We start from the raw sequence: 14,286 nt of genomic DNA on the forward strand, positions 1-14,286 counted from the left end.
AAAATTATTTCTTACTCAACTTTAATAGTTTATTGCGCTCATCTTGTAACTGCCGACCTAACTTTTGTTGATTTTCAAGGGCTTTCTTGCGGTACTCTTCGAATTCTGTTTCAACTTCAGTTAAATCTGATTTTGCTCTTGTAGTAAGTTGATTGCTATTTTTAAATTTAAAAATAAACAAGGCTAAAGCTGCAATAAGTGCTAAAATAGTTCCCCACAAAATGGTATTGTAGGTAGCTTTAGATACCTGAGCACCTAAAAAACTCATACTGTCCTTTTCATCGGTGACGGCAGATAAATCTTGGCGGGTTTGATTGAGTGTATTCTCCAATCCGTCAATTTCAGCTTTTTGAGTTGCAATCGTTTGACTTAGATCTTGTATTTCCTGATCTAATTTAGCCAGGTAATCTGCAGTATTCTTTTGAAGTTGATTAAGTTTATAACGTTCTACTACCTTATACTTTTGAAAGTTATTCGCTTCTTTGATCACTTTAGCAAATTCTTCTTCAACAGGATTAGGGTAGGTAGTCTCTTGCTCCTGAGCTGTTAGGACCGCGCTAAACAAAAACACCGCGATATAAATAAACGTATATTTTTTCATAAATAGATGGCTTAAAATTTTAAGAAAAACGTGAGAACCTTATTCTTAGTACAAAGAAACATTGTTTTTTGGCTAACGCCGAAAAAAAGCCGCTCTTTTTGAGAGCGGCTTTAGAATTTGTTTACTAGTAGTAGGTGAAACGTCTCACCTTTGCAATGTATTTAGCAAGCCTGATGACCTGATGGCTATACCCGTATTCATTATCATACCATACATATAAGACAACATTTTTCCCATCAGCAGTGCTAATGGTTGCTTTACTGTCGTAAATTGAAGGAGCTGAAGATCCTACAATATCACTAGACACTAATTCATTGTCAAGTGAGTATTTGATTTGTTCCACTAAATCTCCTTCCAGGGCGTACTTTTTAATTACTGCGTTAACGCTTTCGGCGGAAGCCGGTGAACTTAATTCAAGATTTAAAATTGCCAGTGATCCATTAGGAACAGGTACACGTATTGCGTTAGACGTAAGCTTTCCTTCAAATACCGGAAGTGCTTTAGAAACAGCTTTCCCTGCACCCGTTTCTGTAATGACCATGTTTAAAGCAGCTGCTCTACCACGTCTGTACTTGCTATGCATATTGTCTACCAAGTTCTGATCATTGGTATACGCATGAATGGTTTCTAAATGCCCTCGTTCAACACCAAAACTATCTTCCATTACCTTAAGAATGGGAGTGATCGCATTAGTAGTACATGAGGCGGCCGAAAAAACAGACACGTCATCTGGATGGTGCTCTTGATGATTTACTCCGTGTACAATATTTGGAACACCTTTACCGGGAGCGGTTAGTAACACCTTTGAAGCTCCTTTTGCAGATAAATGTCTTGAAAGAGCATCGTGGTCTCTAAAGGCACCCGTATTGTCAATGATCAATGCATCGTCAATTCCGTACGCAGTGTAATCAATATCTTCAGGTTGTTTGGCAGAGATCATGTGTACCGTAGTACCATTAATGATTAATGCTTTTTTTTCTGCATCAATTGCTACTGTTCCCGAAAAATCTTTATGAACCGAATCACTCTTCAGCAATGAGGCTCTTTTTTCCAGTATAGTTTGATCAATTTCACCACGGGTCACAATGGCTCTTAATCGCAACTGCGAACCCTTCCCTGTTTTTTTCATGAGCTCTCTGGCAAGTAGTCTGCCAATACGCCCAAATCCATATAGGACAACATCCTTAGGTTCAATTCCATCAAAGCTTTGAGCTCCAGATAGTCGGGTGTTTACAAATGCTTTAGCATTAAGATGTTCATTCTCTTCTAGGTGATATTCGTAGGTAAGCTTTCCTATGTCTATTTTTGAAGGAGGAAGATTCATCGTGTTGATTGCCTGAGCAATTTCAACCGTATCAAAAATAGAAATAGGCTTTTGAACGAACGCACCGGCATACTCATGTAGATCCAAAATGTCATTGACATTACAGTCAATGAGTTGGTTTCTAAAAAGAACCAATTCGATGGATTGTTCATACCATAATTCACTAACTATCTTTATGCATTCAACGGTTGCCTTTCTTCGATCTGCCTGAAAAGCTAATTCTTTTTCATATACGTTGTTATACGTCATGAGATGGAGGGTTTAAATTTTCGGCAAAAGTATATATTTCAATCGTTTTCGTAAAATAAAAGCCTTCTTTTTATTTCTCTTGAAAATAATATTGTACTATCTTCTAGAAATGAACTTAACTACTTAACAAAAAAAGGCCGCTAATACAGCGGCCTTAGGGTTCAATTAACCAGTGATTATCTGAATACATAGGTTTCAGTTTCACCATCTTTTCCGGCAAACGTAATGCGAATCGGATCGTTAGGATCTCTTTGATTTACAATTTCTTTTACGTCAGCCACACTAGAAACTTCTTTATTATCGATCTTAGTAATGATAATTCCGGTTAAATTTTGTCGTTGCATATCTTGTGTGAGTGCTCTAATGATTTTAACTCCACTTTTGACTTTTAATCTCTTTAATTCTTCTTTAGAGATATCGGTTACTTCTAAACCAACCTCATCAATTTTAAAAGTAATATAACGTGTAAGCGTCACGTTAAACGTCTTTTCTTTTCCGTCACGTTTGGCGACAACTTCAACTGTTTCATTAGGTTTTTTAGCTCCTAAATATCCGGTAAGATCAGAGAATTTTCTCATCTTAATTCCGTCGATTTGTTTGATGATATCTCCCTCTTTGAGGCCTGCTTTGGCTGCACCGCTTCCGGCAGTTACTTCGCCGATATAGATCCCTTGTGTATCATGTAATCCTTCGTTTTCGGCCAGCATAGCGTTTAAACTTCCGCCTTTAATTCCTAAAATTGCATTTTGCACATCGCCATATTCCATGATGTCTTCTACAATTTTTCGCACATTATTACTCGGTACCGCAAAAGAATATCCAATATAGCTTCCGTCTTGAGACGAGATCGCCGTATTGATTCCTACTAACTCTCCATTGACATTAACCAAGGCACCACCAGAGTTTCCCGGATTAACGGCCGCATCGGTTTGCAGGAAAGATTGATTAATAGCATCGGTAGGATCTAAATCCCTCGCTTTTGCACTTATGATACCGGCAGTTACGGTAGAGGTAAGGTTAAAGGGATTCCCTACGGCCAGAACCCACTCACCAATTTGAATATTGTTACTATCACCAAAAGTGATATACGCTAAGTCTTCAGCATCAATTTTTAATAGTGCTATATCGGCAGCTGCATCTCTTCCTATAATTTCAGCTTTGTAAGTTTTGTTATTGTTTAAAGTGATGTCAACCTCTGCTGCACCTTTAATGACATGATTATTAGTTACGATATAACCATCTGGCGAGATTATGACACCAGACCCGGCACCGCGTAAAGCCTTACGTAATTCACCACCACCATTCATATATTCCATCCAGGAACGAGGTTGTTTTGAAAAGGCTACATTTTTTACGTGTACCACTGCGTTAACTGTTTTATTTGCTGCTGTGGTGAAATTGATTTCTTCTGCTGCTGCAAGAGCAGAAGAGGTATAGGTTGTAGTTTTTGTAACAGGTAAGGTGGGTAGAGCTTCGGTAATGGCAATATCTTCTTTTTCAAAAAATAATTGATACGATCCAAGTGCAATTGCACCACCAATCACTGCGACCCCCAGGGTAGAAAATAATCTTCTCATAATCGTTCGGTTTTTTTTATAACTTCAATTTTTATGCTGTGTTGCTGTTTTTGAGCTTTTTTAACGCCTATTTAACAGCAACATCATCCTAAAGTAAATTGTATATTTGACCCTGATTTATGCAAAATTATACATTCTATAAATATCAAGGTACGGGGAACGATTTTATCATCATAGATAACCGTTCACAGAGATTTTCCAAAAATAATACCAAACTAATCCGAACCTTATGTGACCGAAAATTTGGCATAGGAGCAGATGGATTAATCTTATTAGAAAATGCCGAAATGTCATCCCATGATTTTAAAATGGTCTATTATAATGCAGATGGCAGGGAAAGCACAATGTGCGGTAATGGCGGAAGATGTTTGGTAGCTTTTGCAAAATTTCTGGGAATCATTCATGACCAAACAGCTTTTATGGCAATTGACGGTCCTCATGAGGCCAGGATAAATAAGGACGAGGTAAGTCTTAAGATGCAGGATGTCTCTAGCATTAAAGAAGAGCAGAATGCCTACCTATTAGATACCGGTTCTCCACACTACGTGAGCTTTATTCAAAACCTGGAGCAATTAGATGTGGACCAACAGGGTGCAAAAATTCGATACAATGATTCGTTTAATGCTGAAGGAATCAACGTGAATTTTGTTGAGCCCTTAACAACAGGAGAGTTAAGTGTGCGAACCTACGAACGCGGTGTTGAGGCCGAAACACTCTCCTGCGGCACGGGAGTTACCGCTGTAGCACTAAGCGCTTATCATGCGAAAATCACCAATGATAAAAAGATAACATTGACCACACCTGGAGGGAGGTTGAGTGTTTCTTTTAATCCCACCTCAACGGGATTTACTGATATTTGGCTTACCGGTGCGGCAGTGTTTGTTTTTAAAGGAGAAATCTCATGGTAACACTTAAAAATGAACTGGTTAAACTACGGGCACTTGAACCTGAAGATCTGGAGTACCTGTTTAGTGTAGAAAACGACGAAGAGTTTTGGGAAATAAGCCATACGAATAAACCTTTTTCCCGTAAAGTCTTGCAACAGTACTTAAAAAATGATCACCATGATATTTATGTGGTAAAACAGCAGCGTTTTGTCATTTGTTCTTATCAAGATGATATCTTAGGTTTTATTGATCTGTTTGACTTTAATCCCAAACATAAGCGTGCCGGGGTAGGCATCTTGCTGGTGAATAAAGAAGATCGCGGCAAAGGCTACGGTAAACAGGCGCTAACGTTAGTCCTTAACTATTGTTTTGAGCGCTTAGATCTGCATCAGGTTTATGCCAACATTGCAGAAGATAATCACATTAGCAGAACTCTATTTAAATCCTGCGGTTTTAAAGAAATTGGTATTAAAAAAGACTGGAACTTCCATCAGGGCGTTTACCATAATGAACTCATAGTACAACACATTCATCATGTATCTTAAAAAAATTCTACTTATCATTATTCTGCTGAGTATTGCTGTCTTGGGATGGTTTAGCTATACCGTCTACACCAGTATTTTTTCGCCTAATACGGGCTTTAAAGAAGAGCGAAAAGAACTTTATATTCCGACTAATGCCAGTTATGAGGCGGTACGTGATACGTTGGAGCCGTTACTATTGGATATGGATAGTTTTGATGCCATCGCCAAGAGAAAGGGATATATGAGTAATGTAAAAGCGGGGCGTTATTTCTTAAAAAACGGAATGAACAACAACGACCTGGTAAATACGCTACGTAGCGGGAACCAACCCGTTTCGGTTACCTTCAATAATCAGGAGCGTATTGAAAACCTGGCGGGTAGAGTAGCCACCCAAATAGAAGCAGACAGTATCACTCTTCTCAACGCGATGCGTGATCCTGACTTCTTACAAAACCACGGTTTTGATCAGGAAACAGCGTTAAGTATGTATCTGCCGAATAAATACGAATTTTATTGGAATACTTCAGCAGAGAAATTTAGAGATCGAATGTATGAGGAATACCAACGATTTTGGACCGAAGAGCGAAAAACTAAAGCCAAAGCTCTTGCGCTCACTCCGCAACAGGTGATCACGCTGGCATCCATAGTACAAAAAGAAAGTGTTAAAATTGATGAGCGTCCGCGGGTTGCAGGAGTATATTTAAACCGGTACGAACGCGGAATTAAGCTTGACGCAGATCCTACGGTCATTTATTCCATTAAAAGAGCATACAAAAACTACGACACCATTATTAAGCGCGTACTTTACCGTGACCTTGAGCTAGACTCGCCCTACAATACGTATAGAGTTAAGGGATTACCTCCAGGGCCAATCACCATGCCCGATATTAGTGCCATTGATGCCGTACTAAATCCTGAAGATCATAATTACCTCTTTTTCGTAGCAGATGTGAGCAGACCCGGGTATCATCTCTTTGCCGAAACAAATCGCCAACACAATAATAATCGAAAACAGTATAGACGTTGGATCGATAAATTAGGAATACGTCGTTAATGTACCGCATTACAGCACTACTTTTCTTCTTTTTATTTGCGCTTAGCGCGGAAAATTACGGTCAAGCCGAAAAAGAGCGTTCTTTTTTTGAGCCCAGTGATACACTACATAAACCCAGGAGAAATGCGGTTGTGTTAACCGAAGCTGCCATAGGTGGTCTCACATTGGCAGGATTATACCAGCTGTGGTACAAAGATTACGAACAATCCAGCTTTAGGTTTATCAATGACAATGACGAATGGCTGCAACTGGATAAAGTAGGTCATGTGTATTCAAGTTATCATCTGGGTAGAGTAGGAGCAGACCTTTTAGCGTGGAGTGGTGTAAAAAAACGCGATCAATTGCTTTATGGTGCAACCCTAGGCTTAGGTTTTTTAACGGCCGTAGAGGTGTTTGACGGCTTTTCAGCTGAGTGGGGAGCTTCTACAGGAGATTTGTTGGCAAATGCAGCAGGAACAGGATTTTACATCGGGCAGGAGCTCTTGTGGCAGGATCAGCGTATGGTACTTAAATACAGCTTTCATCAAACCCAATTTTCGGCTCAAAACCCTGAAAAACTAGGAAATGGTCTTGCAGAAGAATTTTTGAAAGATTACAACGGTCAAACGTACTGGATAAGCGCAAACGTTAATGCGTTCTTAGGAGACACTCTATTACCCAACTGGCTGAATCTGGCGGTAGGATACGGAGGAGAAGGCATGCTTACGGGTATACCTTTAGCAGATGACCCTACATCGCGCTATAGACAATATTACCTGAGTCTTGACATAGATTTTAGGCGTATAAAAACAACATCAGGTTTTTTACGCAGTGTATTTTCTGTAATTAACACGTTAAAAGTTCCGGCGCCTACGTTGATCTACAGCACAGAAAAGAACCTTCAATTTTCACTACTATATTTTTAACATCCTGGATCTAATCTGGTTCAATTTTTTAGGTTGCAATCGTTAAATATTCCTTCAAACTTGTTAACAATTGTTAGTCGTACTACATAAAATTAAAAAGCAACCGTGCGGGAACAAGTGAATTATAACGTTATCGTAGCATTTTCGGGGTTTTTAGGCTTAACTGACTCATTAGGAATTATTTAACTCGTCATAGTTGAATAGATTTAGATTAGTTGTATCTTTGCACGCTCAAAATTCGGGAGGGCATTAACATTTAACGATCCCTAAGATTGATCATTTTAAATAGAAGTAAGGTTTGAAAAAAGGAATATTATATAGTACATTTTTATCACTAGTGGGAATCTTTGCATTTTCAGCATTTTCATCAGGAGATAAAGTAATGACGTATTATTTTGCCAAGACAGATTTACCTGAGTACTATACGGTAGCAGAGCCTAATGCTTTTTTAGAAAGCGGGATTGATGAACGCGTATATTTTCCTTCTTTAGGTGATGGATATTTAGGGTTTAAAGAGGCCTTAGGTTTTCAGGAATCCGGCGGAGACTATTTTGTGATTAATCAATTTGGTTACCGTGGGAAGTATCAGTTTGGTCGCTCTACCTTAAATACGCTTGGGCTTTATGATGTGCGGGAGTTTCTTAATAGTCCCTTACTTCAGGAAAAGGCTTTTTATGCCAATTGTGCCCGAAACAAATGGGTGTTGCGAAGAGACATCAAACGTTTTGAAGGAAAATGGATCAACGGAGTCAAAGTAACAGAATCAGGTATTCTGGCTGCAGCGCACTTGGCGGGACCTGGAAGTGTAAAGGGATTCCTACGTAGTTACGGTGAAAAGGAGTTCGCTGATGGTTTTGGTACGACCATTTCTTACTACCTGAAAAAATTCGCAGGCTACGATCTTTCGTTTATCAAGGCAGATAAAGAGGCGAGTATAACGGAGTAGGCTTTTATTTCAAAAGAGCCTTAAATAAATGTTGAATCATGTCACAACTGCAATGTGACTATTGCGGCAGATTATTGAATATGCCCTTAATCAGAGTCGAACTTTTCTGCAAGTTCATAGTACTGTACCAATTGTACTTCTCTTCCATAGGTTTCTTCTAACTTGTCTCTTAACAATTCTAAGTTTCGCTTTGCATGCTCTCTTGCATTAAACTCAGATGATACAATCAGGTTAATAAGTGCTGGTATAGATTCATACGTAAAGCGTTGTTGATTATATATTTTAGATAGTATAAATAACTTGTCATAATCCATATTTACAATTAGCGGGTGAGACTTTGCAATATCCCACGCATCGTTAGAGGGCATATCGCTCATAATTGTACCTCTGCCAAACGCCTCATAAATGACTGATTTATCTGCAATAAACGTTTTTATAAAAGTTGTGTCATTAGAAAGACTATCTAGCCTATTAATTATTTCTTTATGATATGGAACCCAATAATCTAAAAGTTTTTTATTCGTTGTTAGCTCTGAATTTATTTTTAGAAACAACTCCTGAGCATCTCTTTCATTTTTTCTGTCCTCTATTCGTTCACTTAGATACAATCCCAATACGACACTAAAAACAATTAGGAGTACTTGTTCGAGATATTTTAGTACAGTGTTTTTCATACTATAAGAGCATTGATAGCTTATCAATTAGCTATTCGTAAAATTATCTTTTCTAGTGGTAATTGATACATTAAAACAAAATTAAGAGCCGTACGCAATTCGGTTTTGAATATCCAATATAACGAATTTATTTACCTGTTTTTAAATAGTTCTAAGAATAGATTTCTTTGCACGCCTAGCTGGACGTTTCTGATTCCTTTATGATATATAATCTTTAGAAAATATGCCAGATCACCTTACAATAGCTGTAAAATTACTACGGAATGGTAACTCTTGTTGTTTAAGTATTTTTCGCGGTCGCATGTTGGATCTGTTTTTTTCTCTGATTTAAACTCTGCCAACAACTATTGTTTTTGGCTCTTAAATCCATAGATAGTTGTATGCATTCCTGCAATCTTCCATTTTCCATTTTCCTTTTCCATTAGTCTAGTTTTTCTTTTTAATCCGCGTATAGAATCCATTTGTTTAAAGCTTACTGACGCTCCATCTCCATATAAACGCACATCTATATCATCGATCAGTTTAGGAACGGGCTCCGGCTCAGGATGTTCTTCAATAAAGGTTTTCACAAATTGGCTTATCTCATCCCAACCTATAGACTCTGAAAACGTGCTATCTACAAAGTTCATATATGTTTTAGATATATTTGGTGTGTGTACCCAATTTTCTGTCCACTTTTCATAGTCCCTTTGAAAAGCGTCCCTCGTTTCATTATTTAACGTTTCCAAAATAGCTGTTTTTTCTTGTTCAAAGTTCATCTTTTTGAAAGTTTTCATTTCAATCGTGTTATTTACATCAGATTTACATCCGATTAATACAGTAATCGACAGTAGTAATAGTAAAATTCTGTTCATTTTATTTTTTTATTTGTGGGCTACAAACCGCTTCAAGTACTAAACATCGGTATGTATAGTTTACACTATGCTTTATAGATTGAAGTTACATAAAATAAAAAAACCGTAGAACCTTATCACCCCTCTTGGTGAACTAGGAACACTCGTTAAATAATAGAGAACTATGAATACATTGTTTTTGGCCATTAATGGTGCATACACCACGCATTTCTTCGTAGAATATTATTAGTTTCGTTTTACACGTTCGAAATAATTAATCCAAGAGCTAAATTTTAATATCGTAGCAGATAAAATTTTATGATCATTTCAACGTAGTTGTCTAGAACAAAAACCAGATCTTATTATTGAAACAGTATGTTTTTAGAGGGGTTGCTATTAGACTTAGGCTTAGTAAAAAAATAACCTTTAAATTTAAAGTATGCCTAAAGAAAATCAATCTGTAACAAACTGATCTAAAAATGCCTGAGCGAATACAGATTGCAGTAAATTTCCATTACTTAGATTGAATGAACTACTTAAACCTTCACTGTTTGTAAGCATGACGAGAGTCAAATTTTTCTCCGGTATTTTTACATATAAACTTGAATATGCCTTAGGTTGCCATCCATAATGCCATATTACTTTATTGTTTTTGTAATTGTCAATAAACCAGCCATATCCATAAGGTGAACGCCTGCCGTCATTGAGTAAAAAAGGTTCAAACATTTTTTCTTTGGCTTTATTGGATATGATCGTATTATGAGTTAGCGCTTTATCAAATAGCAGTAGATCTTCAACTGAAAATACAAGTCCGGCGCCTGCATTTAAATCTTTATCAGGAAATGGACTTCGTACAAATGAATCGTCTTCACTAAAATGGTAGGGGAGAGCAATGGTGTTAAGTAGTTCTGTTTTTGTATCGTCTAATTGAGAGGAAGCCGCATGTTTTAACTCTAGTTTTTGAATGATCAGGCTATCCACCATACGATCAAAATTCACCCCGGTAGCCGTTTTCATTACTGCTGATAACATACCATACAACAACCCGTTGTATTTGTAATTAGTCCCGGGAGAAGCTTCTGCAGTATGAGATAAATGGTGCTTGAGCAAAATATCATCACGATTAGGTTCATAATCTTTTAGTAAGAAAGCATACTCCGGCATTTGCTTTTCAAAATAGGCTAAAATCCGTTCACAGCGTTCCAGGTAATTGGGGACGTAATTTTTTATCTTCCAGTTTAAATCAACGTTTCCTTCTTCTTCTAAGCGCATGAATAAGGTGGAAAATATAGGTTTTGTCAAAGAGGCAATACGAACCGGAGTTTGAGCAGTCATATCCTTCTTAGCTTCAACATTTGCCCAACCAACCCCGGTACTAATAAGGATAGAATCATTTCTCATTACACCCACACTCAAGCCTGGGATTTGATGTTCAATATGTAGAGAATCGATCTTCTCTATAAATCCTGCATAGGCCTCAATGGACTTATTTTGAGCTGAGCATACTAATGTAGTTAACAGAAAAACGAATGGAAGCCACTTTTTCATCTTAACTTTTATAATATAACGATCTAGGGCGGCTTTTGTTACAAGTCTAGATGTTAAGAGAGAAATCCTATTTTCTATAATACAGGTTGTACGTTTGGCTCATAGCTTTTTAATATATATGCTATGATTTTAAGTAAGCATTGCGCTTTGTTGGATTATATTTCTACTTGTTACCTAGGGTAAAAGATTAGATTACATTATTGCGGCAGTGCATTTACTTCAGAGTGGGTTACTTTGTTTCAAAACTGTTCTCTATAGTGGAAAATCCATTTGAGTTTTTATTTTTATCCTCTAAAGATCCTTGTTTTAAAGTTACATAAGAATTTTTATCTCCATTGAATGCAGAAATTGATCCCTCATGCCTAATCCCTAACGTGCTGAATGTAAAATTTGATGTCCTTGATTTTATATGATTGAATTCAGCGTCACGTATAGAGTCAAATTTGAGATTAGCTATGACTGGATTATTTTGAAGTTGTTCTAGATTTATTGAAACTAAATTATCCAGATCAATTTCTTCATCAAATGATACAACGGTAAACAATCCACTTGAATCTAAACCATCTTTTTCGACAGAAAGAAAATAAACACCTTCTTCTAATCCTTCACTGTCTGTAATATTCCAATCATCTGGAAAATCAAAATTAAAATATTCTCCTTCATACCTTTTTTCAGTAGAATCGTTGTTATTCAATTGAGTATTATCACTTTGTGTTTTTTTACACGATGATATCGTAAAAATTAGAACAAAAATTAACAAGAGGTTTTTCATATCATACGTCTGGAAAAGCACTAAGCGCAATGTGATTTTAGATGTTCAATATAGCAAATTTATTCGCTTGTACTTTCACTATTGAAGAAACAGATGCGAAAGTATGCCTAGCTAGCGTTTTGTAGGTATGGTAAAAGTAAAAGTAAGTAGGTATAACGTGAAGCTAATGTAGCAGTAGAACTACTGCGGAGCGGGTTATCTATAAGGAATTAGAATGTACAATATCCCAACTCATTTTTCAAGATTAATTTCTAAATCAATATGTTTGTCCTTGTTCCAATTTTTTAAGCTGTCACGAAAGTGCATATGACAGTTTTCGTTTTCCTTTATGTGACTTTCCACTTGTTTAAAAAAGGAACACAGATTCATAATATCTTCCTTTGTTCCATAAATAATTCCCTGCTTTCCTTCGACTGCAAAAGAACCATCTTCATCTGAATGTGCTTTTGATAGATAAATTTTCATTTTTTTTCATTTTGCGCAAATGGCGCACAATAAACCGCCATGCAAAGTTGCATTTTGAATATTCAATATAGCAAATTTATTTCCATGAGTCTTCACTATTGAAGAAGCCAGATGCGATGGCATACCTAGCTAGAGTTTTGTGATTATAGTAAAGTAATAGCTACATAGGTATAACGTGTAGTTACCGCAGCAGTAACATTATTCTGGAGCGGGTACATTGTTCGGTATAGTTTAAGTGCAAAGATTGTTTGCTATTCCTAATAACTCATCAGAAATAATCTCAAGTTGAGTCATTCCAGTAGCTGAATTTGGTATATTTCGTAAATACCCTGCTGGAGTTTTTTCTACTGGAAGTAGAGTCAAACCCTGAATAATTGCTTGAAATTGATCACTAACTTTTTGACTTTTATGTGCAATTGCATTTCTTATTTTATGAAAATTTGCCAATTTATTTTTTTGTAAGACAGTTAAATCTGAAAACGGTCTAGCATCTACGAAATATATTTTTGCTCTTTTTAAAGTATTCTCTTTATATGGAAGCCAGTCTACATAGGTTCGTTTCTCTCCCTTAATAACAATTTCCACTTCTGTGACTGGTTTGATTGAGACTTTTCTGTCAACTGTTCCATCAGTATGACTAACCGAACCACTCAATATTCCAAGAAAAAGCTTTTCGATTAAACTTTCAAATTCTGTAAATAAATCTAAGTAAAGACCTGCATAACCTTGAATAATGTCTGTATCTGAAATGGTTCCATTACTAAAAGCAAGTTCAAAATTAGCTCTAGTATTGTTTAACTCGATTAATCTATTACTAAATTCTCTTCTTATGGTCGTTGAAAATTTAGGCAAAATTTAAGAAATTAAGTAATCAAATAAAATATTTCTTTCTTTCGGATTTGTCGTTCTTCTATCAGTAGCTTCAAGAACCTTATCGGGTGCGGATCTATTAGCAATACGATCTCCTTTTGCTTTAATCTCTTGAAGTTTCTTGTTATCTATCTTTTTCGCCTTAGTTTTTTTGTCTACATCCGATTTTATTCCATATAGCAAATGATAGATGGACATAAAGAATGTATAAAAAATTGTTTTTTTATAAAAAACAAAGTCATTTTTATTACCAGGAAAATTGTCATTTATATATTCAATCACTGTTCTAAATCTATTCTCTAAAATTTCACGTTCCTTAAATTCTTCGTCATATTTCTTATAATATGATTCTATTTGTGAAGTTGATTTACCTTGAATCTTTTTTTCCATCATCGAAATTATTAGCTCTGATGCTAATTCTACTTCTTGCATTCTTGAGATATCTACATCAGTGAAAGTTTTCCATTTTCTCCAATGATTAAGTTGTTCAGCGGCTAAGTCGTATAGCGAAGTTTTGAACTCTCCAAAATATTGTGAGTTCAAGAGTTCTTGCTTTTTTAATGAATAACTAGTTGAATTCATTCTTCTAAAAATTTGAATAACATCCCTGTCATCCACATTTGAAGAAAGTATATGAACATTGAACTCATAATTGAGAATCCTATTTTTCGCATCCTCATCTAAATTTTTAAATTTAGTTCCAGCAAGCTCAGAATTATGAGTTTTTTTAACTACAAAATCATCAACTTTTGGATCAAAATCATCTAACAAATCTGGGGCTATATATGCTATTATTGTTCTCAATCTTTGTTGACCATCTATGACCTCCCTCATTGGTTCATAATTTTCTTTATTGATTCCACGGTCTCGTAAAAAAATTATTGGTACAGGTAAACCCTTATATATAGTATCTATCAAATATGATTTAGCGCCTTTATTCCAAACAGCTCTTCGTTGAAAATGTGGAGACAATAATAGTCCCCCTTTTTTTTTCCAAGAAATAAAATCTGCAATCTTGTAAAATGTCTTCTGAATGGTTATTAAATTGTTCATCTAT

The 14,286-nt window shown here is 36.2% G+C and carries 15 protein-coding genes; 5 read left to right on the forward strand and 10 right to left on the reverse strand.

Annotated features, from left to right (window positions below):
* Positions 1 to 4: 4 nt before the first annotated feature.
* From ABD000_RS03850 to ABD000_RS03860, 3 genes are all read right to left on the reverse strand, one after another.
* Positions 5 to 601, reverse strand: a complete 597-nt coding sequence (locus ABD000_RS03850; RefSeq protein WP_343764083.1) for a hypothetical protein — start codon at positions 599 to 601, stop codon at positions 5 to 7.
* 124 nt (positions 602 to 725) lie between these two features.
* On the reverse strand, positions 726 to 2,174 hold the full coding sequence (locus ABD000_RS03855; RefSeq protein WP_343764086.1) for a glyceraldehyde-3-phosphate dehydrogenase: 1,449 nt from the start codon (positions 2,172 to 2,174) through the stop codon (positions 726 to 728).
* A 176-nt stretch (positions 2,175 to 2,350) separates the two neighbouring features.
* The gene (locus ABD000_RS03860; protein ID WP_343764089.1) at positions 2,351 to 3,751 is read right to left on the reverse strand and encodes a trypsin-like peptidase domain-containing protein; all 1,401 of its coding nucleotides are present in this window, start codon (positions 3,749 to 3,751) and stop codon (positions 2,351 to 2,353) included.
* Positions 3,752 to 3,870: 119 nt separating this feature from the next.
* Here ABD000_RS03860 and dapF point away from each other — a divergent pair, with 119 nt between their 5' ends.
* The 5 genes from dapF (at position 3,871) to ABD000_RS03885 (ending at position 8,067) form a co-directional block, all read left to right on the forward strand.
* Positions 3,871 to 4,659, forward strand: coding sequence for a diaminopimelate epimerase (gene dapF, locus ABD000_RS03865; RefSeq protein WP_343764092.1), 789 nt, complete (start codon positions 3,871 to 3,873; stop codon positions 4,657 to 4,659).
* Positions 4,653 to 5,183: a GNAT family N-acetyltransferase gene (locus tag ABD000_RS03870; protein WP_343764095.1), complete on the forward strand. Its 531-nt coding sequence runs from the start codon at positions 4,653 to 4,655 to the stop codon at positions 5,181 to 5,183. The genes dapF and ABD000_RS03870 overlap by 7 nt, the downstream gene beginning before the upstream one ends.
* Entirely contained in the window at positions 5,173 to 6,216 is a 1,044-nt protein-coding gene (gene mltG / locus ABD000_RS03875) for an endolytic transglycosylase MltG (protein WP_343764098.1), read from the forward strand. The genes ABD000_RS03870 and mltG overlap by 11 nt, the downstream gene beginning before the upstream one ends.
* A complete protein-coding gene (locus tag ABD000_RS03880) occupies positions 6,216 to 7,121 on the forward strand; it encodes a DUF2279 domain-containing protein (RefSeq protein ID WP_343764100.1) in 906 nt (301 codons plus the stop codon). The genes mltG and ABD000_RS03880 overlap by 1 nt, the downstream gene beginning before the upstream one ends.
* A gap of 298 nt (positions 7,122 to 7,419) precedes the next feature.
* Positions 7,420 to 8,067 (forward strand): peptidoglycan-binding protein LysM, encoded by a 648-nt coding sequence (locus ABD000_RS03885; RefSeq protein ID WP_343764102.1) that lies wholly within the window; start codon positions 7,420 to 7,422, stop codon positions 8,065 to 8,067.
* Positions 8,068 to 8,153: 86 nt separating this feature from the next.
* On the opposite strand, the gene ABD000_RS03890 is transcribed toward ABD000_RS03885, so the two are convergent.
* From ABD000_RS03890 to ABD000_RS03920, 7 genes are all read right to left on the reverse strand, one after another.
* Positions 8,154 to 8,741, reverse strand: coding sequence for a hypothetical protein (locus ABD000_RS03890; protein ID WP_343764104.1), 588 nt, complete (start codon positions 8,739 to 8,741; stop codon positions 8,154 to 8,156).
* Between the two features lie 344 nt (positions 8,742 to 9,085).
* A complete protein-coding gene (locus ABD000_RS03895; protein ID WP_343764106.1) occupies positions 9,086 to 9,595 on the reverse strand; it encodes a hypothetical protein in 510 nt (169 codons plus the stop codon).
* A gap of 432 nt (positions 9,596 to 10,027) precedes the next feature.
* A complete protein-coding gene (locus tag ABD000_RS03900) occupies positions 10,028 to 11,122 on the reverse strand; it encodes a serine hydrolase domain-containing protein (protein WP_343764108.1) in 1,095 nt (364 codons plus the stop codon).
* 229 nt (positions 11,123 to 11,351) lie between these two features.
* Positions 11,352 to 11,894 carry a hypothetical protein gene (locus ABD000_RS03905; RefSeq protein ID WP_343764111.1) on the reverse strand — a complete coding sequence of 181 codons (543 nt, stop codon included), beginning with the start codon at positions 11,892 to 11,894 and terminating at the stop codon, positions 11,352 to 11,354.
* 231 nt (positions 11,895 to 12,125) lie between these two features.
* Positions 12,126 to 12,359 (reverse strand): hypothetical protein, encoded by a 234-nt coding sequence (locus tag ABD000_RS03910; protein WP_343764113.1) that lies wholly within the window; start codon positions 12,357 to 12,359, stop codon positions 12,126 to 12,128.
* 231 nt (positions 12,360 to 12,590) lie between these two features.
* Positions 12,591 to 13,211: a hypothetical protein gene (locus ABD000_RS03915; protein ID WP_343764115.1), complete on the reverse strand. Its 621-nt coding sequence runs from the start codon at positions 13,209 to 13,211 to the stop codon at positions 12,591 to 12,593.
* Between the two features lie 3 nt (positions 13,212 to 13,214).
* Positions 13,215 to 14,282 carry a GmrSD restriction endonuclease domain-containing protein gene (locus ABD000_RS03920; RefSeq protein WP_343764117.1) on the reverse strand — a complete coding sequence of 356 codons (1,068 nt, stop codon included), beginning with the start codon at positions 14,280 to 14,282 and terminating at the stop codon, positions 13,215 to 13,217.
* Positions 14,283 to 14,286 lie beyond the last annotated feature (4 nt).

It is taken from the genome of Gangjinia marincola (genome assembly GCF_039523415.1).
GTDB lineage: Bacteria > Bacteroidota > Bacteroidia > Flavobacteriales > Flavobacteriaceae > Gangjinia > Gangjinia marincola.